The organism is Bradyrhizobium sp., assembly GCF_022844465.1.
Taxonomy (GTDB): Bacteria; Pseudomonadota; Alphaproteobacteria; order Rhizobiales; family Xanthobacteraceae; genus Bradyrhizobium.
Window position 1 is genome coordinate 1 of the sequence record NZ_JALHLP010000029.1, and the last position, 19,412, is coordinate 19,412.

At 60.9% G+C, this 19,412-nt stretch carries 22 protein-coding genes, 1 tRNA gene and 1 pseudogene; 11 read left to right on the plus strand and 13 right to left on the minus strand.

Features of this window, described 5'->3' with window-relative positions:
- On the plus strand, positions 1-1,390 hold a 1,390-nt coding region (rpoD, locus tag Q0D31_RS23655; RefSeq protein WP_291856675.1), incomplete at its 5' end, for an RNA polymerase sigma factor RpoD.
- Positions 1,391-1,779: 389 nt separating this feature from the next.
- Positions 1,780-2,061 carry a DUF2442 domain-containing protein gene (locus Q0D31_RS23660; RefSeq protein WP_291856677.1) on the plus strand — a complete coding sequence of 94 codons (282 nt, stop codon included), beginning with the start codon at positions 1,780-1,782 and terminating at the stop codon, positions 2,059-2,061.
- 105 nt (positions 2,062-2,166) lie between these two features.
- On the opposite strand, the gene Q0D31_RS23665 is transcribed toward Q0D31_RS23660, so the two are convergent.
- The 7 genes from Q0D31_RS23665 to Q0D31_RS23695 form a co-directional block, all read right to left on the minus strand.
- Complete coding sequence (locus Q0D31_RS23665) at positions 2,167-2,403, minus strand: hypothetical protein (protein WP_291856679.1); 237 nt, start codon at positions 2,401-2,403, stop codon at positions 2,167-2,169.
- A 158-nt stretch (positions 2,404-2,561) separates the two neighbouring features.
- A complete protein-coding gene (locus tag Q0D31_RS23670) occupies positions 2,562-3,536 on the minus strand; it encodes a tripartite tricarboxylate transporter substrate binding protein (protein WP_291856680.1) in 975 nt (324 codons plus the stop codon).
- 173 nt (positions 3,537-3,709) lie between these two features.
- Positions 3,710-4,069, minus strand: coding sequence for a hypothetical protein (locus Q0D31_RS23675; protein WP_291856682.1), 360 nt, complete (start codon positions 4,067-4,069; stop codon positions 3,710-3,712).
- Positions 4,070-4,166: 97 nt separating this feature from the next.
- Complete coding sequence (locus Q0D31_RS23680; RefSeq protein ID WP_291856684.1) at positions 4,167-5,195, minus strand: uracil-DNA glycosylase family protein; 1,029 nt, start codon at positions 5,193-5,195, stop codon at positions 4,167-4,169.
- A gap of 74 nt (positions 5,196-5,269) precedes the next feature.
- Positions 5,270-5,968, minus strand: a complete 699-nt coding sequence (locus Q0D31_RS23685; protein ID WP_291856686.1) for a hypothetical protein — start codon at positions 5,966-5,968, stop codon at positions 5,270-5,272.
- Positions 5,969-6,826: a nucleoside triphosphate pyrophosphohydrolase family protein gene (locus Q0D31_RS23690; RefSeq protein ID WP_291856688.1), complete on the minus strand. Its 858-nt coding sequence runs from the start codon at positions 6,824-6,826 to the stop codon at positions 5,969-5,971. It abuts the gene before it with no gap.
- Positions 6,827-7,089: 263 nt separating this feature from the next.
- Positions 7,090-8,031: an OmpA family protein gene (locus Q0D31_RS23695; RefSeq protein ID WP_291856690.1), complete on the minus strand. Its 942-nt coding sequence runs from the start codon at positions 8,029-8,031 to the stop codon at positions 7,090-7,092.
- A 224-nt stretch (positions 8,032-8,255) separates the two neighbouring features.
- Here Q0D31_RS23695 and Q0D31_RS23700 point away from each other — a divergent pair, with 224 nt between their 5' ends.
- Both Q0D31_RS23700 and Q0D31_RS23705 read left to right on the plus strand, forming a co-directional pair.
- On the plus strand, positions 8,256-9,044 hold the full coding sequence (locus Q0D31_RS23700) for a lytic transglycosylase domain-containing protein (RefSeq protein WP_291856692.1): 789 nt from the start codon (positions 8,256-8,258) through the stop codon (positions 9,042-9,044).
- 103 nt (positions 9,045-9,147) lie between these two features.
- Positions 9,148-9,954, plus strand: coding sequence for a lytic murein transglycosylase (locus Q0D31_RS23705; protein ID WP_291856694.1), 807 nt, complete (start codon positions 9,148-9,150; stop codon positions 9,952-9,954).
- A gap of 124 nt (positions 9,955-10,078) precedes the next feature.
- Here Q0D31_RS23705 and Q0D31_RS23710 read toward each other — a convergent pair whose 3' ends face one another.
- Positions 10,079-10,924, minus strand: a complete 846-nt coding sequence (locus tag Q0D31_RS23710) for an SDR family NAD(P)-dependent oxidoreductase (protein WP_291856696.1) — start codon at positions 10,922-10,924, stop codon at positions 10,079-10,081.
- Positions 10,925-10,968: 44 nt separating this feature from the next.
- Here Q0D31_RS23710 and Q0D31_RS23715 point away from each other — a divergent pair, with 44 nt between their 5' ends.
- The 3 genes from Q0D31_RS23715 to Q0D31_RS23725 are packed head-to-tail and all read left to right on the plus strand — an operon-like array spanning position 10,969 to position 12,016.
- On the plus strand, positions 10,969-11,223 hold the full coding sequence (locus tag Q0D31_RS23715) for a hypothetical protein (protein WP_291856698.1): 255 nt from the start codon (positions 10,969-10,971) through the stop codon (positions 11,221-11,223).
- On the plus strand, positions 11,223-11,396 hold the full coding sequence (locus tag Q0D31_RS23720; RefSeq protein WP_291856700.1) for a hypothetical protein: 174 nt from the start codon (positions 11,223-11,225) through the stop codon (positions 11,394-11,396). The genes Q0D31_RS23715 and Q0D31_RS23720 overlap by 1 nt, the downstream gene beginning before the upstream one ends.
- Complete coding sequence (locus tag Q0D31_RS23725) at positions 11,393-12,016, plus strand: peptidoglycan recognition family protein (protein WP_291856702.1); 624 nt, start codon at positions 11,393-11,395, stop codon at positions 12,014-12,016. The genes Q0D31_RS23720 and Q0D31_RS23725 overlap by 4 nt, the downstream gene beginning before the upstream one ends.
- A 247-nt stretch (positions 12,017-12,263) precedes the next feature.
- Here Q0D31_RS23725 and rpoH read toward each other — a convergent pair whose 3' ends face one another.
- Positions 12,264-13,163: an RNA polymerase sigma factor RpoH gene (gene rpoH, locus Q0D31_RS23730; RefSeq protein ID WP_291856705.1), complete on the minus strand. Its 900-nt coding sequence runs from the start codon at positions 13,161-13,163 to the stop codon at positions 12,264-12,266.
- Between the two features lie 215 nt (positions 13,164-13,378).
- Positions 13,379-14,359 (minus strand): RluA family pseudouridine synthase, encoded by a 981-nt coding sequence (locus tag Q0D31_RS23735; RefSeq protein ID WP_291856717.1) that lies wholly within the window; start codon positions 14,357-14,359, stop codon positions 13,379-13,381.
- A gap of 50 nt (positions 14,360-14,409) precedes the next feature.
- Here Q0D31_RS23735 and Q0D31_RS23740 point away from each other — a divergent pair, with 50 nt between their 5' ends.
- On the plus strand, positions 14,410-14,748 hold the full coding sequence (locus Q0D31_RS23740; RefSeq protein WP_291856707.1) for a hypothetical protein: 339 nt from the start codon (positions 14,410-14,412) through the stop codon (positions 14,746-14,748).
- 218 nt (positions 14,749-14,966) lie between these two features.
- A tRNA-Glu gene (locus tag Q0D31_RS23745) sits at positions 14,967-15,041 on the plus strand.
- Between the two features lie 97 nt (positions 15,042-15,138).
- On the opposite strand, the gene mauJ is transcribed toward Q0D31_RS23745, so the two are convergent.
- Entirely contained in the window at positions 15,139-16,569 is a 1,431-nt protein-coding gene (gene mauJ / locus Q0D31_RS23750) for a methylamine utilization protein MauJ (protein ID WP_291856708.1), read from the minus strand.
- A 93-nt stretch (positions 16,570-16,662) separates the two neighbouring features.
- Between mauJ and Q0D31_RS23755 the strand changes: the two genes are divergently transcribed.
- Positions 16,663-17,634 (plus strand): hypothetical protein, encoded by a 972-nt coding sequence (locus Q0D31_RS23755; RefSeq protein ID WP_291856710.1) that lies wholly within the window; start codon positions 16,663-16,665, stop codon positions 17,632-17,634.
- Between the two features lie 15 nt (positions 17,635-17,649).
- Here Q0D31_RS23755 and Q0D31_RS23760 read toward each other — a convergent pair whose 3' ends face one another.
- Both Q0D31_RS23760 and Q0D31_RS23765 read right to left on the minus strand, forming a co-directional pair.
- Entirely contained in the window at positions 17,650-18,216 is a 567-nt protein-coding gene (locus tag Q0D31_RS23760) for a hypothetical protein (protein WP_291856712.1), read from the minus strand.
- A 251-nt stretch (positions 18,217-18,467) separates the two neighbouring features.
- On the minus strand, positions 18,468-18,710 hold the full coding sequence (locus Q0D31_RS23765) for a hypothetical protein (RefSeq protein WP_291856714.1): 243 nt from the start codon (positions 18,708-18,710) through the stop codon (positions 18,468-18,470).
- Between the two features lie 307 nt (positions 18,711-19,017).
- Between Q0D31_RS23765 and Q0D31_RS23770 the strand changes: the two are divergent.
- Positions 19,018-19,412: pseudogene (locus Q0D31_RS23770) on the plus strand (acyl-CoA desaturase); the annotation flags it as partial.

The window sequence follows — 19,412 nt, forward strand, 5'->3', positions numbered from 1 at the left end:
GGCCGCGCCGCCGTCGGCGACCCCGTTCCGCGCCGCGCCCGCCGGCGACGCCGCGACCGAGGAAAAGGATCCCGCCGAGGCCGCCGCCGAGAGCGATCTCGATGACGACGAATTCGAAAACCAGATGTCGCTCGCCGCCATCGAGGCCGAGCTGAAGCCCAAGGTGGTCGAGACCTTCGACAAGATCGCCTCCGAATACAAGAAGCTGCGACGCCTGCAGGAGCAGGACATCGCCAACCAGCTGCAGAGCGAGTCGCTGTCGCCCTCGCAGGAGCGCAAGTACAAGAAGCTGAAGGACGAAATCATCGTCGAGGTGAAGTCGCTGCGGCTGAACCAGGCGCGCATCGATTCGCTGGTCGAGCAGCTCTACGACATCAACAAGCGGCTGGTCTCGTTCGAGGGCCGCCTGTTGCGCCTTGGCGACAGCCACGGCGTCGCGCGCGAGGACTTCCTGCGCAACTACCAGGGCTCGGAGCTCGATCCGCGCTGGCTCAACCGCGTCTCGAAACTCGCCGCCAAGGGCTGGAAGAATTTCGTCCAGCACGAAAAGGACCGCATCAAGGAGCTGCGCGGCGAGATCCAGCAGCTGGCGGCGCTCACCGGCCTTGAGATCGGCGAGTTCCGCAAGATCGTGCACGGCGTGCAGAAGGGCGAGCGCGAGGCGCGCCAGGCCAAGAAGGAAATGGTCGAGGCCAATCTGCGTCTGGTGATTTCGATCGCCAAGAAATACACCAACCGCGGCCTGCAATTCCTTGACCTGATCCAGGAAGGCAATATCGGCCTGATGAAGGCGGTCGACAAGTTCGAGTACCGCCGCGGCTACAAGTTCTCGACCTACGCCACGTGGTGGATCCGGCAGGCGATCACCCGCTCGATCGCCGACCAGGCGCGCACCATCCGCATTCCCGTCCACATGATCGAAACCATCAACAAGATCGTTCGCACCTCGCGCCAGATGCTGAACGAGATCGGCCGCGAGCCGACGCCGGAAGAGCTCGCCGAAAAACTCGGCATGCCGCTGGAGAAGGTCCGCAAGGTCCTCAAGATCGCGAAAGAGCCGCTGTCGCTGGAAACCCCCGTCGGCGATGAAGAGGATTCGCACCTCGGCGATTTCATCGAGGACAAGAACGCGATCCTGCCCATTGATGCTGCGATCCAGTCCAACCTGCGCGAGACCACCACGCGCGTGTTGGCCTCGCTCACCCCGCGCGAGGAACGCGTGCTGCGCATGCGCTTCGGCATCGGCATGAACACCGACCACACGCTGGAAGAAGTCGGCCAGCAGTTCAGCGTGACGCGCGAGCGCATCCGTCAGATCGAGGCCAAGGCGCTGCGGAAGCTGAAGCATCCGTCGCGAAGCCGGAAGCTGCGCTCGTTCCTCGATAATTGATAGAGACTGCTACGCCCGTATGCGACTTGATCGCGGATGGCATGGCAATCGATCGAAAGAAAAACGGTCGACGAGAGTCGGCCGTTTTGTTTTTCTCAGCTCACATTGAGATCGAACCGAAACCCACAACGGCGCTGCACTCCCTCTCCCGCTTGCGGGGGAGGGCGGGGTGGGGGCGCCGCCGCGAGTCGCCTCTCTCGTATGGAGAGCGCCCAGAGCGAGCATCGCTCGTCTCAGCAGAGCAAGACCCGCGCACCGACGCCACGCGCTGGACCCTTCAGAGCGGTTGGTCCGAGAGTGGGCTCTGGCGCGGAGCGCCGAATTGCAGGATAATTGGCAACGCGCGCGTGCGCATCTGCCGCTGGAAAGGGTCGCAGGTCCCGATGTCGATGAGTGAATTACCCATGGTTGACGTGCTGCGCCTCAGAGCGCTCGACGGTCATCGCCTGTGGCTTCGCTTCAGCGATGGCAGCGAAGGTGTCCGCGACTTCTCGGACATCCTTGCCGAAGGCGGACCGATGGTCGCCCCGCTCAAGGCGCCGGATTATTTCGCGCGCGCCGTTGTCGAAATGGGCGCGCCGACCTGGCCGAACGGGTTCGATGTCGATCCGATCAATCTCTATATGGAATTGCGCGATGCGGGCGCGCGGACGCGAGTCGTCGCGGAATGATTGTGGCGGAAAGCCCCGTGGATTGCTGAAACCATGCGGCCGCAACGTCGGGGCTCCAGCCATTACGTCACCATGCAGTATGGCCGAGCCATATGGATGAACAGCCTACTTCTTCTTCACGCCCACCCTGCTGATGCTCTTGATCGCCAGCGGGGTGCGGCCGGATTTCTCGGCGATCTCGCGGTCCTGTTCCAGGATGAAGCCGCGCGCCGGCTCCTCGCCGTCGAGCCCGCCGATCAGTTCGGAAGGCACGCGCCGGTTGGAGCGCTGCGAGTCGTCCTCATAGACGACGTTGAAAAAGGCGAACTCGCCCTTGGGATTGGTACCCGGTTTCTTGGCCATGGGCGGGCTTTTCCCCGATCAGGGCGCAGCTGTCAACCAAGGCCCGCCGCCGCACCCTAGAGCCTTTTCCGTTTCGATTGAATCGAAACGGGGCTCTAGATTCTTGATTTGACGCGTTTTCTTGACGCGAACCGGTTTCCACTTCGCTGGAAAACGCTTTAATCGATGGCGAGGTTGTTGCTGCGGCCGATCTGGCTGACATCGGCGATGTAGGAACTCATGGCTTTCGCGAAGATTTCAGGCTTTCCGCCGACGATTTCAAAGCCGTTGGCGGTCAGGGCCCTGGTCACGTCAGGCTCCGCCAGCGCGAGATTGGCTGACGTATTGATGCGATCGACCACCGCCTGCGGCGTTCCGGCCGGCGCGACGAAGCCGGACCATGCATAATACTCCACCGGATAGCCCAGTTCCTTCAGCGTCGGGGCGTCCGGGAAGGCGAACCACCGCTTGCCGCCGGTGGTGGCGAGAACGCGTAGCGTGCCGGCCTCGACATGGCTGCGGATGATGTTCGAGGCGGCAAAATCGATCTGCCCGGAGATGAGATCCTGGATCATCGGCGCTTCGCCGCGATAGTGCACCGCCTGCATCGCTGTCTTGCTCGCCTGGGTCAGCATGATGCCGACCAGGTGCGAGGTGTTGCCGGGGCCGGGGGAGCCGTAGTTCAGCGATCTGGACGCGCCAGTGGCGCCCTTCGCCAGCTCCGCCAGCGTCTTGTAAGGGGAATCACTGCGGACCACGACGGCCAGCGGCGCCCGCACCGCCATCACGATCGGCACGAAATCCTTGATCGCGTCGTAGGACAGCGACTTCTTCAGCGCCGGCAACAGGCCATGGGTGGCCGCGTTGACATAGAGCAGCGTGTAGCCGTCCGGCGGCGCGCGCTTGACGGACTCGGACCCCAGAATGCCGCCGGCTCCGCCCTGGTTCTCGACGACAAAGGTCTGTCCGAGGGTGTCGCGCATCCGGTTGGTCAGAATGCGGGCAGGGGTATCGGTCACGCCGCCGGCCGCCGCCGGCACAACCACCTTTATCGGACGATCCGGGTAGCTGTCGGGCGCCTGGGCATGCGCGGCGCCGATCAGCGCCGAAAAAATGCCGCACATCGCGGCCGCCGCAATGCTGCCTCGTCGCATGATGCTTCCCCCGTTTGTTTTTCTTTTTGCTTGGGCCGGGCCTCGCGGACCGCGGCGGAGCCTGACGTTAGCGCCAGGCGCAGCGTAGCCAGTATCGCAGCCTTGCGAAACGAAAAATCGGCGATGCGCAACCGGCGGGCCGTCATTGCGCCGCCGGCGCAGGCTCGCCGCGCTCAGCGCCGATGCCTTGCCTGCACCGTCGCGCGCGCGGGCTCTGCCGTTGGCGCCGGTCGGCCACGGCGCGTGTCATGGTCCGCGGCGCGCCCCATCGCCATGATGGCGGTGCCCATCGCGGCGGAGCCGAAGGTGACGACAAAACCGAACAGCAGCAGCCCGAGCGCGGTGCCGGGCGAGGCGTCGGCGAAGATCAGATGGCGCAAGCCGCCGGGATTGAGCAGCATCAGTCCGCCGACCAGCAGCACTGCGAGCGCCACGCCGGCGGCGAGATTGATCGCGAGCAGCCGGAACAGCGGCGCGCGAAAGATAGGCCGGCTCCCCGACCGTCCTGACTCGCTCCGTGGCATGTCCATCATGGCAGTTCACCTCGCGCGGGCGTGTTCAGTCTATCGGCAGGCCGCGCGGCTGAAGGTCTACTAACGTCGGTCGCCTTATCGCCCTCAACAGTCGTGTCTACTCTCTTGTGTCGATCGCCGAGAAATCAATGGCTCGGTTGAAGGTGTTCTGCCCTAGACCTTTTTCCTTCCGCAGTATTTGTCGCATCGGTGCCGTCAGATAAACTATCCGCTTTAAGTCGCCGTCACTGCTTCTTCCGTACTTCCCGGATACGTACTCAAGCACTTCGTCGAATTCATTCTTGCTAGTCTGACTAAAGAGCGTGCTCGTATCGGCCGCCCTCACCATGAGTCGGCTGCGATCGTTCCAAACCTTTAGAGTCTTGATAGCCTTCGTTAGCTTCTTAATATGCATCTCAAAGACGTAAGGTCCTTCCTTCTGTCGAACAATATAGGCGGACGTCATGCGACGGTTGTTGCGCCGATAGAACTCATACTCCGCCAAATAGAAGAGTTTATGAAGAGCAAAGTATGAAATGCCGTCAGGTTGGTTAGCGAACCTTTCAGCTATTTTGGCGATTGTTTGGGACGTTGGACTTGCATTCAATGGCCTTTTTTCACGAGTTGTTCGGAGAAAAGTTTCCGACAAGAAACGATAGTCAGCTAGTTGATTGAAGAAGCTGCGGTGGATCATCGCCCGTTGACCTGGATGATAGAGAGCAATTAAGGATCGACCGTACCAAGTCCAAGTCTTTCGAATGGCGGCTGATAGTTCTATTTCGTGTTGCTCAATCGACTTTAGGGCGTTCAATGCTTGAGCACCTAAGGTAACGACAATTTTCGGATCAACTAAATCGATCTGACGCTTCAAGAAATTCGAGCAGTTCTGAATCTCCGTCCTTAAAGGAGTCGCATTGTTCCCATTCTCATCCTTGGGATTGCAGAGAGCAGCATTTGTAATGAAACAATCGTGACGACTTAATCCAACCTGCTCAAGCAATGCCTCGAAATTTTCACCCGCTTTATCGCCGTGGAATGGAATCGCGGAAGCATCAGCTCCTAAGCGTCCGGGTGCCTCGCCAATGATAAGGATTGGTGAATCTATTGATCCGCTAGCTGGACCGATTACATGAACGCTGTTCGCCATTCTAGGGCAGCGAGTACAAGCCCTAACGTCCTTTGCGAGCTTCGCGAACTCAACTTCTCTTTCGCGATCTGCAATCATTTCGCTATAAGTGCCCTGAGTCGGTTAGGCTCGTCACAATATGCTCGAACCGAATGACAGACGATGCGCCCTGGTGTCTTACCTGATTCGCTGGAAATGAACTGAAGAAGCCGACCCAATCCAATGTAGTTTCCTAGCGCCTTTTTAAGGAAATCGTGGTTACGATAAACGGCTACCAAGTCAATTACATCATCTCGCCCCCACAGTATCTCGATATATTGTAGGCACGGACTTCCTATCGGTTTTATGGTGTCGAGCGTGGGGGCTGAGGTATGGGCTACCAAAGCGGCCTCCGGTTTCATGCCCCAGTTAGCTAGCGCCCTAATTATGTTCTCGAGTTGATTTTCGGTCGCGCCGAAATTTGTTAAGCGCCCGAAGTATGTTCCCCATGGCGCTCGAAGTCTCTTCTTCTTCCGATTTTCTTCTAGCGAGTTGTTCCACCGCTCATAAAACTTCTCGCGCGTTTCGCTGGGCCGCTTTCCTGTGTACGGGAACAATACCTTCACGACTACCGATAGCCGGTCGGACGACCCTACGCTCTTCGGGTCAAATTTTTTGAGCCATGGTCGTTGGAACGTCGTCGGATTTTCAATCTCCACAACAAGATTTCGAATACGATGTTCTGGCTTCAAAACCAACTTTGACGCTTTTTTCCAGGCATCAATCACGTCTATTCCGGAGGAAAGTTCAGGCATTTATACACCAATGTTTGGTCGGCCTACGTAACGAATTCCTGGCTCGTCCAAATCGAGTTCCACAGTGCCCCCTCCATTGGCGACCAGTTCGCGGTAGATCTGACAAGCGTGCCAAATGGCCTGTTGCCATTGCTTAAACGTACAAGCTTTGACCTCAAACTTGCTGCCGAGGCTGCTTATAGTCTTGAGAAGGCTGAAGGGGATTGATCGAATTTCTCGAAAGAAATCGTTGTCTTCTGCGACGTTAAAAATGATCGCTGATATGGCCTCTTCTGTAATCGCCGCTCTGGCTCCGTCTTCGTTTTCGTCAATTTTCGAATCCGATTTCCTCTTAAGTTTTAAGACCCTTCGCATGACTGGAGACCATCCAAGGAAGGCCATGAACGAAAGATGGAAGATGTCATGAAAGCGATAGTGGTCTTCCTCATGAGCGTTGTCACTCAGGGGGTCACCCACTCGGCTACCGTGAACGAACATCTCTGACTTTTTAGTTTCAGGGTCCAAGCGAAAATCAACAGTCAAAGAGCGAGGGAGTCGCTCTTCCGCTTTGAACCCTTTATCAAACTGCGTGATCTCGCCCTCATCAAAAAGCGACCGTGACTTTGCCAGGTTCCTTGCAGCAACTTCGTTCAGACTAATTTTGTGAATCGAAGCAATGCTCGAAATATACCAGAGCAAATCACCAAGTTCCTCTTCTAGTTGATCTTGAAATTTCTGAAATGGTGGATTGTCTCGAACTCTCTTTTTGAAGAGAGAGAAGATGGAACCTACCTCGCCCGAAAGTCCATAGAGTGAAATTGTCGATTTCTTTGCTTCGTCAGTTTTTTCAGCTTCGCGCTGGTACAAATCGAAATCCATTCTCGACCCCAATATTTGTGAGCCTCAATATTGGATTGTATCACGGTTTCTCACAACCTCGGCAAGTTAGAGGTGTTACTGAGTGGGATTTTCTGTCTTTCTGTTTTGGCCGTGATATTGCCTCTGATCCGCGATATGTCCCGAGCGAGTTTGACGCCACTACGGCTCCGTGTAAGCTATACGTGGCCGGTCGTGTTGATCGACGCGGCTACTAACTCATGGCTGTGTCGTAGTTCCCCCGTCTCGCGCAGTTCCGGCTCGCGCTATGGCGCCACCAGCTCCACGCGCCGGTTCAGCGCGCGGCCGGCCTCGTCGGCGTTGGAGCCGACCGGCGCCAGCAGGCCGACGCCGGCGGTGCGCAGCCGCGGCGCGCCGATGCCGTAGTTCTTCACCAGCTCGGCGGCGACCGCCTCGGCGCGGCGTCGCGACAGGTCGAGATTGTAGGCGTAGGGTCCCTGGTTGTCGGTGTGGCCGACGATGAAGACGCTCAGTCCGACCTGGGCGGTCAACAGCTTGGCGATCTGCTCGAGGGTGGGGCGGCTTTCCGGCTTCACCTCGGCTCTGTCGGTGTCGAAATAGATGCCGTAGAGCGCGATGCGGCCGGCCTCGCGGAGGCCCTTGGCCATGGCTGCGGCGTCCACCATCTTGTTCTCGATCGCGGCTGTGACGGCGACGATGAGCTGGGCGTAGACGTGGCCGTTGTTCTCGCTGACGACGACGCTGGCATAGGTCTCGCGCCCGGCGTCGAGCTTGCGGCCGGCGAAATAGCGGTAGTTGAAACCGTCGGCCCACATCTGCGGGATCGGCAGTACGTCGATCGCCTCGACGAACGGAATGCCGCCGCAGGCCGCGGTGTCGCAGGCGAGCAGCGTCTCGAAGCCGGCCTTCGCCAGCTGGGTTTCGAAATTGCGCGACACTTCCAGGATTGAGGGGCCGGGATTGGTGCGATAGGCGATCCGCGTGACGCGGCCCTCGATCCGTCGCGCGTCGGTGGGCTGGCCGTCCTGGAAGGCGGCGCCCTGCATCCGCGCCGCGTCGAAATCCTTCACCTGATATCCGGTGATGATGCTGCCGCCGAAGCGGCCGATGCCGGGATAATCCCTGGCGCCGGCGACGTCGCGGGTCTGCGCGGCGGCGCAGGTAACGGCGGCAGGCGACAAGGCGAGCAGCAGCAGGATCCCGAACAGTCTGTGCGTTGAGGTCATGGGATATCCGTTCAGTTCAGGCGATTCGGGTTGGGAGGGTTCGGAGCGAAGGGAACGGACGGAGGTCGCGGCGGGGCCGCACCTGGTTCAAGCGCATCGCGGGGCCGTGGAACATTGTGACGCCTGATGGAATTGACGTGTGGTTCCAGATTTTGACACCAATTGCTCGAAAACCAACCGTAGATCGATGTTTGCTTGCAATGTTCAAAGGAACTGGTCTGTCCATGCTCCGCCTCGCTTTCGTTGTCGCCTCGGTATCCATTTTCGCATGGTCGGGTTCGCCAGCCAACGCCGCCCAGTGCGGCAATTCCGCGGCGGGATATGACAACTGGAAACAGCAATTCGCCGGCGAGGCGAGGGCAAAGGGCATCAGCGCCGCCACCATCCAGGCGTTGATGGCCACCGACTATGCGCAAGCCACCATCAATGCCGATCGCAGCCAGCGCAGTTTCAAGCTTTCGCTCGATCAGTTTCTCGCCAAGCGCGGGGCTGCGGCCATCGTCGCCAGGGGGCGTCAGTTGAAGGCGTCGCAGGGCGCGCTGTTCGCCTCGATCCAGAGCCGCTACGGCGTGCCGCCGGGGCCGCTGCTTGCGATCTGGGGGATGGAGACCGGCTTCGGCAGCCAGCGCGGCAACCAGAGCATGCTCGGCTCGATTGCGACGCTGGCCTATGACTGCCGGCGGTCGGCCTATTTCACCGAGCATCTCTACGCGGCGCTGCAGTTGATCGATCGCGGCGTGCTCTCGGCCAGCCAGCGCGGCTCGATGCATGGCGAGGTCGGCCAGACCCAGTTCATGCCGAAGGCGATCCTGGCCTACGGCACCGGCAATCTCGAAAACGCCGCGAACGCGCTGAACTCGACCGCGAATTTCCTGCGCGCGCATGGCTGGCGCGCCGGCGCGGGCTACCAGCCGGGCGAGCCGAATTTCGCGGCCATCCAGGCCTGGAACGCCGCCGGCGTCTATCAGAAGGCCATCGCGCTGATGGGCCGGCAGATCGACGGCGGCGAGTGAGGGGTTTGCCGCGCGGTCGTCACCGCGTTCGCAAGGGGACGACGTGGTTTCGCGTGCCATCTTCCCATGGCATGATCGGCCCGTGACACGACAAGGGATTCGCATGCGCAGATTTTGCCTGGCGGTTGTGTTTGGCGGCGTCGTCTTCTCCGCGCCGGTTTATGCCGCCCGCTGCGGCGGCGATTTCAATACGTTCGTGGCGGCGATGTCGCAGGAGGCCGCGGCCGCCGGCGTCTCGCAGAGCGTGATCAGCCAGGCGCTGTCGGGCGTGACGCCGGATCCGGCGGTGCTGGCGTTCGACCGTCGTCAGCGCGGCACCTTCAACAAGACGTTCGAGCAGTATGTCTCCACCCGCGTCGGTCCGGGGCGGATCAACATGGGCCGGCAGATGCTGCAGAAGCACGCCTCGCTATTGTCGCGCATCGAGAAGCGGTTCGGCGTGCCGCCGGAAATCGTGGTCGCGATCTGGGGGCTGGAGTCCGATTTCGGCAAGGGCGACATCGGCAAGATGCCTGTGATCCGCACGCTCGCCACCATGGCGCATGATTGCCGCCGCACCGAACTGTTCCAGGGCGAGCTGCTGGCGGCGTTGAAGATCGTGCAGCGCGGCGACCTGCCATTGCGCGATCTGGTCGGCGCCTTCGCCGGCGAACTCGGCCAGACCCAGTTCCTGCCGTCGTCCTATCTCAAATACGGCGTCGATTTCGACGGCAACGGCCATGTCGATCTGCGCCACAGCGTGCCTGACGTGCTGGCCTCGACCGCGAACCTGCTGCATGTCAGCGGCTTCAAGAACGGCGCGCCCTATGGCGAGGGCACTCCGAATTTCGAGGCGATGCGCGAGTGGAACCGGGCCACGATCTACCGCAAGACCATCGGCTATTTCGCCGACAAGCTCGCCGCGCGGTAGGCAACACTCAGTCTCCGTCATTGCGAGCGAAGCGAAGCAATCCACCTCGCCGCGCAAAGGAAGAATGGATTGCTTCGCTGACGCTCGCAATGACGTAGAAACGCCGCAGCAACGCCCGCCGACCTCACTTCCCCGCTCGCGCCGCCATCTTCTCGATCCGCTTCGCCAGCACCGCCCAATAGGTCGCCGGCCGAAACCGCTGCAAGAGGTCCATCACCCGCGCGTCGTTGCCGATCAGGATCCGCGGCTGGTTTTTCTCGATGCCGAGGATGATGCGCCGGGCGGCGGCCGCCGGCGTCGTTTTGGCGACCGCGTCGAAGCGGTCGATCGATTGCGCGCGGCGTGCGTTGTCGGTGACGCCGGCGCCGGTGCGCGAATTGCGCACGATGTTGGTCAGCACGCCGCCGGGATGCACCACCGACAACCGGACCGGGCTCTTCGCCATCGCGAGCTCATGCCGCAGGCTTTCGGAGAAGCCGCGCACCGCGAATTTGGCCGCGCAGTAGGCGGTCTGACCGGGCGGGGCGATGAGGCCGAAGAGCGAGGACAGGTTGACGATATGCGCCTCGCGCTGGCGGCCGAGATGCGGCAGGAAGGCGCGGGTGCCATGCACCACGCCCCAGAAATTGATGTTGATCAGCCACTCCATCTGCGCCTGCTCGACCTCGTGGAAGTTGCCGAGCAGGGCGACGCCGGCATTGTTGATGACGATGTTGAGGTTGGGATGATCAGCGACCGCGGCGCTGGCGAATTCCTGGATCTGGCCGGGCTCGCCGACGTCGAGGCGATGCGTGCTGACCTTGCGCGTGTCGTGCTTGGCGATCTCGGCGGCGAGAAGCTGCAGCCCGGCTTCGTCGCGGTCGGCGAGCGCCAGGTCGCAGCCGCGCGCGGCCAATTCCTGCGCCAGCGCGCGGCCGATGCCGCTGGCCGCGCCGGTCACCGCGGCCGCGCTTCCGGAGATCGCAGTCATCAGGCAGGCTCCATGCAATCAGGGAAAAGCCGTCGCACAGCAAAATGGCGAACCGCAAGGCCCGCCATGGTTCAGAACCGGAAGTTGGAGGCCCGGGCGGAGCTGAGCACTCCACCCGGGCCGGAATTCACTTCTTCTTCGACTTCTTGGCCTTCTTCGCCTTTTTCGCCTTCTTCGCTTTCTTAGCCATAGTATCCTCTCAAGGTTTTCATGGATTGAAACGCGACACCGAGGCATGCTTGGCGGAGGGCCAGCCTCGCAACATCCTCGATCACGATCCCAACAGATTCGCGGCGTGATGCCGCGTGTCGCCACCGCGTTGTCATCACGTTATCCACAGTTGTTACGCAGTTTGATGAGATTTTTCACTGAAACGCTGCTCGTTCGCGCCATCCGCTTCGCGCGCGTCGTGCTTGACGCCGTTCAAGCCGCATCGACGCCGCTGTCTCACATGCCGGACGCCACGCCATGAACCTTCGCTTGCTCTGCGCCGCGCTCGGCGCCATCGCGTTCGCCATTCCCGCTTTCGCGCAAGCGCCCGACCTCGCCGCGATCGCGCGCTCCTCAGGCACGCCCGAGATTCCCGGACTGAAGATCGTCTGGCTGGCGCCGTGGGGCGATCTCTCGAAAGCCCGTCCCTGGCGCAACATCATCGTGCACCAGACCGAGGGGCCGGCCGGCTCGGCCCGCGCCGGCGCGCAGGCGCAGTCGAAAGATCCGACAAGGCGCGGCGTCATGGTCTGGGTCGAGACCGACGGCACCGTGTACTGGGCGGTCGGCGATCACCTGATTCCGACCCATGGCGACGGCGGCAACCGCAACGACAACAAGTATATCGACAACCGCGCCACCTATCGCCAGGTGGTCGGCGCCAATTCGATCGGCGTCGAATTCGCCGGCAATTATCCCGACGTGACGCGCGGCCCGACCGAGGCGCAGGTGGCGGCGTGGAAGATCCTGGTCAGGGTGCTGCGCGCGCGTTACGGCATCCCGCGCGAGCGCGTCTATGCGCATAACTGGATCGACCACAAGGACGCCCGCTACTGCGAGGGCTGCGCGCTGGCGAAAATGGCGCGCGAGTGGGGCGAGTAGGGACGGGCGGTCGCCTGGCGCACGCTCGAGCGCACACAAACCAGCCGTCATCGTCCGCGAAGGCGGACGATCCAGTATTCCAGAGGCGGCGGTGATTGCGTGCGGTCTCAGGACCGCCGCGGCGTACTGGGTCCTCCGCCTTCGCGGAGGACGACAGCGGAGCTGGTGCGATAGCTTGCCGCAAACAAAGCTCAAAAAGAAAAAGCCGGCGTCGCCGCCGGCTTTCCCGTGATTACGGGACGCGCCCTCAGTGCGCGGCTTCCAGCGCTGCGGCTTCCTGCCGGGCGATCGTGCCCTTGACCGCCGACTGCACCTTCTCGAACGCGCGGACCTCGATCTGCCGCACCCGCTCGCGCGAGACGCCGAACTCGGCGGCGAGGTCTTCCAGCGTCATCGGGTCTTCCGCCAAACGACGCGCCTCGAAGATGCGGCGTTCCCTGGGGTTGAGCACGCCGATGGCGCCGGTCAGCGCCTGACGGCGATGATCGAACTCCTCGTACTCGGCCATCACGGCTTCCTGGTTCGGCGAGGTGTCGACCAGCCAGTCCTGCCATTCGCCGGCCTCGCCGTCGTCGCGGATCGGCGCGTTGAGCGAGGCGTCGCCGCCGAGGCGGCGGTTCATGTCGACGACGTCCTGCGCGGTGACGCCGAGCCGCTTGGCGATCAGCTTGACCTGGTCGGGGTGAAGATCACCCTCGTCCAGCGCCGAGATCTTGCTCTTGGCCTTGCGCAGGTTGAAGAACAGCTTCTTCTGGTTCGCGGTGGTGCCCATCTTCACGAGCGACCACGAACGCAGGATGTACTCTTGAATCGAGGCCTTGATCCACCACATGGCGTAGGTGGCGAGACGAAATCCCTTCTCGGGCTCGAACCGCTTGACCGCCTGCATCAGGCCGACATTGCCTTCCGAGACGACCTCGGAGATCGGCAGGCCGTAGCCGCGATAGCCCATGGCGATCTTGGCCACGAGCCGGAGATGGCTGGTGACAAGCTGATGCGCCGCGTCGCGATCGTCGTGTTCGCGCCAGCGCTTGGCGAGCATGTATTCCTGCTGGGGTTCCAGCATCGGAAACTTGCGGATCTCGCTGAGGTAACGCGATAGACCGGATTCTCCATTGAGAACCGGCAGCGTAGCTGTACGGGCCATTTGAGCGCCCTCCAGTGGTTCAGGCCCCCGATAGCGGCGGGCCAGGCAGATGATCGCTTGGTTAAAGCCGATCAGGCTGCGATGTTCCGCGTTGGACATTCAACGCAGGTGCAACATACCAGAATGCGAACAAATAGGGAAGGAATACTGACGTCACTTCCCCGTGTCGCAGGCTTAACTCTTTGTAATGATGGCGCTATTCTGGAAAGCCTGCGTCATACGGCCGCTTCCAGCGCGCTTTTCAGCAGTTGCAGGTCGGCCGGCAGGGCGGCCTCCCAATGCAGCAATTCCCCGGTCCGGGGGTGTTCGAGGGCCAGCAGATAAGCGTGCAGCGCCTGCCGGCCGAGGGCGGCCAAAGCCGCCTGGCCGCCGGGGGCGAGGTGGCCGGCCTTGGTCTTGAAGTGCGGGCCATAGACCGAATCACCCATCAGGGGGTGGCCGAGATGGGCCAGGTGCACCCGGATCTGGTGGGTCCGCCCGGTCTCCAGCCGGCAGGCCAGCAGCGCGGCGACCGGCTTGACGTCGCGCCCGGCATAGGCCGCCTGCAGCTCGAAATGGGTGACCGCCTCGCGGCCGCCCTCGCGCACCGCCATCTTTTCGCGGGCGTGCGGATGGCGGTCGATCGGCGCGTCGATCGTGCCGCGCTGGCGGCCAGGCACCCCCCAGATGAAGGCGAGGTAGCCGCGCTGCATCGGCCCGGTGCGGCCGTGATCGGCGAACTGCGCCGTCAGCGACTGATGCGCGCGGTCGTTCTTGGCCACCACCATCAGCCCGGTGGTGTCCTTGTCGAGCCGGTGCACGATGCCGGGCCGCCGCACCCCGCCGATGCCGGAAAGACTGGACCCGCAATGGCTTATCAACGCATTCACCAGCGTGCCGCTGTCGTGGCCGGCGGCGGGATGCACCACCAGCCCCTTCGGCTTGTCGATGACGATGATGTCGTCATCCTCGAAGACGATTTGGAGCGCGATGTCCTCGCCCTTCGGCTCCGGCGCGACCGCCTCGGGCACGTCGATTGTGATCGTCTGGCCGGCGGCGACATGATAAGCGGGGTCGCGGATGGGGGGGCCTCCGGCAGAGACCGAACCGGCCAGGATCAGCGCCTTCAGCCGCGAGCGCGACAGTTCCGGGCGGAGCACGGCCAGCACGCGGTCGAGGCGGGGCGAGCCCTCGTCGCCGCCGACGGTGACCTCCAGCCTTTGACCGTCATGGGTGGATGCGTCTTGTTCCAAAAGGGGAGCCTTGCATGAACGCTACCGTTGCGACTGAACCGACCCCCGAGCAAGCCGCGCTGTTCGCGCGGGTGCGGCGGATGATGGTGATCGCGGGCATCACCTCGGCCGTTGCGGTGGCCGTGGTCCTGATCGCCGTCGGGTACCGCCTTTACCGCGGCGAGGGAAGCCCCGTGACGACCGCGACCGACGTCACCGCGCCGCTGCCCAAGGGCGCCCGGATCGTTTCGACCGCGGTGGCCGCCGACCGCCTGGTGGTGACGCTGGATATATCAGGCGTGACCGAAATCCGCACCTTCGACGCCAAAACGCTCAAGCCCGCCGGCAAGCTCAAATTCGTCAGCGAGCCCTGATTCACCTTCACCTTCACCGTCATGGCTCACTGTCATGGCCGGGCTTGACCCGGCCATCCACGTCTTTCTTCCTTCGTTCGGCAGCCAGGACGTAGACGCCCCGGGCCTTCGCCTCGCCGAAGGGGCTTCGGCCCCGCAGGCGGGACAAGCCGGGGCATGACGAACAGAAGCTTCCGCCTTGCAGCAAGCCGATTTCGCGGCTATTCCCTCGTTCGCACGCTCCCTTCGTCTAGCGGTTAGGACGCGGCCCTCTCAAGGCTGAAACAGGGGTTCGATTCCCCTAGGGAGCGCCAGGGCTCACGGAAGCCCGACAATTCAAAACATCCTGCAAACCCTGGCTCTAGCCGTTTGGCCGTGGAACGATCCGCGCGGTGCCCTGATGCTTTGACCTCAATTGCCCGAGTACATTACGTCGGAAATTGCAAACTCCTGCTCGATGAAGCGGCGTGCCAGCAAGTGCATGACGCGGGCGGCCGTGTGCAGACGAACAATCTCGTGGGCATCATCGGGATCGGATTTTGAGTGCTTCCCTGCATGCGCAACCGCAATACGGCATGAATCGTGGATGTACTTGTTTGGTTGTTCGCTGCCGCATATGGCGAGGAAGCGGCTGATATCATCGTCTCCCTTGGACTCGGCGCGCAAAATCTCAAAATTCGTTAGAAACCATTTTCGCGCCGCTTCCTTGCCGTGATTCCGGATCTCGATGATCTTGTAATAGTTCAACACGGCATAGCTGATGAATCCGTTTTGCTGTGCGTTACGCGCTTCCCGGAAGAGTGCGAGGGCGCGCCGCGCCTCCTCGGAATCCGGTATCTTCCGGTCAAGGATGTATTCATGCGCCGTTGTGAAGGCGAGGTCGCGTTTTGTTACCGGAACCGGGACAGGATTCCCCGACCACCCATACTCTGCAATCGCAAAGTTGTCGTCGCACCATGCCATCACACTCAGAAAGCGGTTGATGACCGTCATGGCAGTACGTTCGTCAACACGGTTAGCCATCAGATCGATGTGGACCGATTGTACGTGATCTTTTGTCTTGGGCATGAGAACCAACCGGTACTGATCGAACGTGATAAGCCGCTCCTCCTTTGGCCATGTGACCTGGTTATCCACGCCGACATGGAGAAAGCGTGAGCCATTGCGCACGCCGAGCTTACGGTAACGTTCCAACTCGACTTCCTCGGCATCGTATTCTGAGCCATCGCCCTCGGGCGGCACAGGAAAGCGCTCAGCAAGCACACATTCCCGCGCCAAGCTTCGAAAGAAACTGTTCGTAAATGATATCTCGCGCATCGCGGGCGCATTCATCCGATCGCGGTCAGGATCGAAATCGACTTCCCGTCCCTTTGAGAGTACCGAAACCGCTCCCTTCGGTACAAAATAGGCCCGCCGCTTTTCTCCGCTGTGCAGATACACGACCTCTGCGCCGCCATTACTGTTCACGCCGGTCTCTGCAATGGTCAGCGTCATGCGAATGAAGCTCTTTCGGGCTTCTTCATCTTTTAGAAGCACGACAAGGACGTCGCTGATTGTCTCCGCCCTGAAGAACGACGCATCGGCGCCCCCGACCGGGCGCAGCCCTTCAAGCACGGTCGTCACATGCCCGGCCCACTCGGGATGCGTCGGGACGAGCCCAAACACGGCGGCGGCGATATGTTTGCCGGACAGCTTCTCGTCGCGCCGCTCCCTTCCGCGCGGGAGTTGGCCGTACCGACGCAAGGACTCAAACCGCTGATCCAGTTCTTGCGGCGTGCTGTACGACACGTCGCTGTTCTGGCACAGCAGCCCGAGAATCCGGGCAAGGTTCTTTGCATACATCGCAACTCTTCCTCGCATGTTGTCACCCTCGCGATTCTCCGATGAAAACAGGGAAGATTCACCGCGCGGGAGATCGCATGCTAAGATATCACCATGCCAGAGCACAACGAGCCTACCTTTGATTTCCTGTCCGGCCGTGAAGGAGACTTCATGGAAACGGTCATGGATGAGCTCAAGGCAGTGCCATGGGCCAAGCTGGTGGCGGACGACGTCAATGCGAGCGGGGGTTTGAAAGGCAAGAACAAGGCGAAGCTCTTCGAGCTGCGCTTTGGGTACGGTCTGCATAAGGCGGGTATCCAGCCTCGGTACGAAACCCCTGGGGAAGGCGAATCCACGTTAGATTTTGGCTTTACATCCGATGGGCACGAATTTCTCGTCGAAATGATGCGCCTTGAGGAAACCGATGCGGTTCGGGCGGCGACCACGACTGAGGAGTTTGCGGACGGCGCGACGATGGTCAAAAGGTCTCTCACCACAACGGCAAAAGACCCCCGCCAGTCCGAAGAAGGCGAAATGCTCAAGGCCGTCGAGCGCATCTGCCAGAAGTTCGAAAGCGGTGGCAAACCGCACAAGTTTCCTCTGCCCCGATCAGCAACTCATGTGCTTCTCGTGGACGTCCGGACGCTTTTCAACGGCGGCGACGAGTGGGATCGCGTGCACGTGGGACTCGGCGGGGAATACGTGTCACATGAAATTTTCCGCCGCTACTTCAAGGGAAAACTGGTTAGTGGAGTTTTCAGCCCCAGAACGACGCTACGCGGTGCATCCGAAGCCCGCGAGCGTTTGCACTTCATTGGATTTGTGAACGAAAAATCCTTCGAGGAGGGCGCCTTTGGGCCCGCGGTCCAGTTCATTGCCAATCCGCACCTTTTCAAAACTGCGGAAGAAGCCCGCGCAGCATTGGCCGGGTGGCCGTTGGGCGAGCCAAACATCTTGAACGCGCCAGCCCCGAAAGTTGTAGGTCATCTGCTAAAGCTGGCCGATACGCTGTCAAATCTTACGGTAGGCGAAGCGGCAGGACTTGCAAAGTTGCTCAAGGATAAGTGGAAAGTACCTACACTTTAGGACGGTAGCGCTCTGCTAGCTAGGTTCTCCGATCAAATAGGACACAAACTCTTCAGTGAAGTTGTAGCGCGGTACGGAGTTGAATGCGACGTCGTAGATCGCCCCCGCATGCTGCATGATCGTCATGATCGAAAGCAAATGGTCGTGGTCTTCATGGAAATAATAGAAGAGCGGCGTCGAGCCGCGATTATAAGTCACCTCCTTCGATAGCACGATGAATTGCCTGACCAAGGGCTGCTTGTTCAAATCCTTGCGCATCTCAGCGAGGAGTTTCGGGGCCTGTTTTTCCAAATTGCGAAAAGGTGTGGCCCTGCGGACCATAAAGCCGCGCGCCTCAAGCGCGGCCATATGCTCCGCCGTCTCCCTCCATTCATGAAGAACGGCCGAGGTGTAGGTAATCTCATCATCGTCGACTAGCTTTGCGTGTGTCTGACAAAGCCAGATGCCGTTCGTAATGCTGCTTCGCACCTCAGGGGTGAGCGTGTCGTCGTAGCGTGCTCCTCCGGGCGAGGCCGCTGATATGTGAGCCGCTACCCCCACGTTGGTGACGCCGCCGCCGCCATCTGGCCCTGAGGTGGGCAATCTGCAATCTGGACAGGAGCATTTCATGCCCGCCCGCTTCGCCAACCTATCGATAACGGGCCTGCTGAAGTCATCTCTAGCCAAGCTGTCACCCCCGATTTTCTATTTTTGAGTGTGGCTCGCTTCGAAAGCGTCGTCGATCCCGGTTGTAAAGGAGGCATGCTCCAGCCGCCTCACAATGGCAGGGTCTTTTTCTTGAGCCAGATTCTTCAGATACCCGTGCGATTCAAAGTCACCGAACGGATCGAATGTCACGGCTTGGCTTCGTGCAGGTAGCGGGCCTGGAGCTGGATCATCTCTCTGCGCGTAATGTGTTTCGCTCGCTGCAAACCAATCAACAACTGCTCGATCTCATCAAGCTCAACCACGTCCCCCGCCAGGCGGGAAATGTGGTGCGCCAGGCGATCATTCGGACCCTCCGTGTAGGACACGTGGAACGTCCGGGCCAGGGTCCGTATGTGCTCTGCGGTCGAAGCGGAAGTCGGCTTGTTCATAGCATCAATATAGCACTTTCTGACTGAATTTCCATTAACGAGCAGCGGCAGAAATCAGTGGATCAAAGGCGCTCTGTCGTGGCGAAAAGCCAATCACTTGATCTCCTCGGGCAGCTTCCGCGCTTCCCCAACAAAGCCCGAATCCGCCTTCGCTCAGTGATCGCACCCCCGGTGAAGCGACCGTGCCTGCGCGCGTTCCGGTTTGCTTTGAGGCGTCGGGGGGCCGATCCAGCCCTTGCTGGAAAAACCCCGCAACTGTAGGGTGCGTGGCGGAAATAGTTGATTTTCCGTGAGTGGATCGGCTGAAATGAGTGCAGTTCAGAGCGTGGTGTCGGAAGAAGCGGTGGACCGGAAAATGCCGCCGGGTGTGGTTGTCGAAGGCCCGTTGGTGGACGCCAAGTTTCGCGATTCCTATGTCGCGTTCGGCATCATGATCACAGGTTCGATCGCGGCGCTGGTCTGGGCGTTCACGCAAGGCATCGGCTGGGTGGAGGTTTCGGTGTTCGCCGGCACGTTTGCGATGAGCACATTCGGCATCGGCCTGATGCATCGCTACTTCGTCCACCGCAGCTTCCGCTGTGGTCCGGTGATGCGGACGATATTCGCCGCGATCGCCACCATGGCGGTGCAGGGCTCGGTGCTCAAATGGGTCTCCAACCATCGCCGGCATCATCTTCACTCCGACAAGCCCGGCGATGTCCA

Excerpts from the sequence above, each read along its gene's own strand:
- rpoH (WP_291856705.1), bottom strand. The coding sequence starts at position 13,163 with ATGGCCCGTACAGCTACGCTGCCGGTTCTCAATGGAGAATCCGGTCTA.
- Q0D31_RS23715 (WP_291856698.1), top strand. The coding sequence starts at position 10,969 with ATGGCGAACCGCAAGGCCCGCCATGGTTCAGAACCGGAAGTTGGAGGC.
- Q0D31_RS23705 (WP_291856694.1), top strand. The coding sequence starts at position 9,148 with ATGCGCAGATTTTGCCTGGCGGTTGTGTTTGGCGGCGTCGTCTTCTCC.
- Q0D31_RS23675 (WP_291856682.1), bottom strand. The coding sequence starts at position 4,069 with ATGATGGACATGCCACGGAGCGAGTCAGGACGGTCGGGGAGCCGGCCT.
- Q0D31_RS23700 (WP_291856692.1), top strand. The coding sequence starts at position 8,256 with ATGCTCCGCCTCGCTTTCGTTGTCGCCTCGGTATCCATTTTCGCATGG.
- Q0D31_RS23670 (WP_291856680.1), bottom strand. The coding sequence starts at position 3,536 with ATGCGACGAGGCAGCATTGCGGCGGCCGCGATGTGCGGCATTTTTTCG.
- Q0D31_RS23690 (WP_291856688.1), bottom strand. The coding sequence starts at position 6,826 with ATGGATTTCGATTTGTACCAGCGCGAAGCTGAAAAAACTGACGAAGCA.
- Q0D31_RS23765 (WP_291856714.1), bottom strand. The coding sequence starts at position 18,710 with ATGAACAAGCCGACTTCCGCTTCGACCGCAGAGCACATACGGACCCTG.
- Q0D31_RS23710 (WP_291856696.1), bottom strand. The coding sequence starts at position 10,924 with ATGACTGCGATCTCCGGAAGCGCGGCCGCGGTGACCGGCGCGGCCAGC.
- Q0D31_RS23665 (WP_291856679.1), bottom strand. The coding sequence starts at position 2,403 with ATGGCCAAGAAACCGGGTACCAATCCCAAGGGCGAGTTCGCCTTTTTC.
- Q0D31_RS23740 (WP_291856707.1), top strand. The coding sequence starts at position 14,410 with ATGAACGCTACCGTTGCGACTGAACCGACCCCCGAGCAAGCCGCGCTG.
- mauJ (WP_291856708.1), bottom strand. The coding sequence starts at position 16,569 with ATGTATGCAAAGAACCTTGCCCGGATTCTCGGGCTGCTGTGCCAGAAC.
- Q0D31_RS23720 (WP_291856700.1), top strand. The coding sequence starts at position 11,223 with ATGCCGCGTGTCGCCACCGCGTTGTCATCACGTTATCCACAGTTGTTA.
- Q0D31_RS23725 (WP_291856702.1), top strand. The coding sequence starts at position 11,393 with ATGAACCTTCGCTTGCTCTGCGCCGCGCTCGGCGCCATCGCGTTCGCC.
- Q0D31_RS23695 (WP_291856690.1), bottom strand. The coding sequence starts at position 8,031 with ATGACCTCAACGCACAGACTGTTCGGGATCCTGCTGCTGCTCGCCTTG.
- Q0D31_RS23755 (WP_291856710.1), top strand. The coding sequence starts at position 16,663 with ATGCCAGAGCACAACGAGCCTACCTTTGATTTCCTGTCCGGCCGTGAA.
- Q0D31_RS23685 (WP_291856686.1), bottom strand. The coding sequence starts at position 5,968 with ATGCCTGAACTTTCCTCCGGAATAGACGTGATTGATGCCTGGAAAAAA.
- Q0D31_RS23680 (WP_291856684.1), bottom strand. The coding sequence starts at position 5,195 with ATGGCGAACAGCGTTCATGTAATCGGTCCAGCTAGCGGATCAATAGAT.
- Q0D31_RS23660 (WP_291856677.1), top strand. The coding sequence starts at position 1,780 with ATGAGTGAATTACCCATGGTTGACGTGCTGCGCCTCAGAGCGCTCGAC.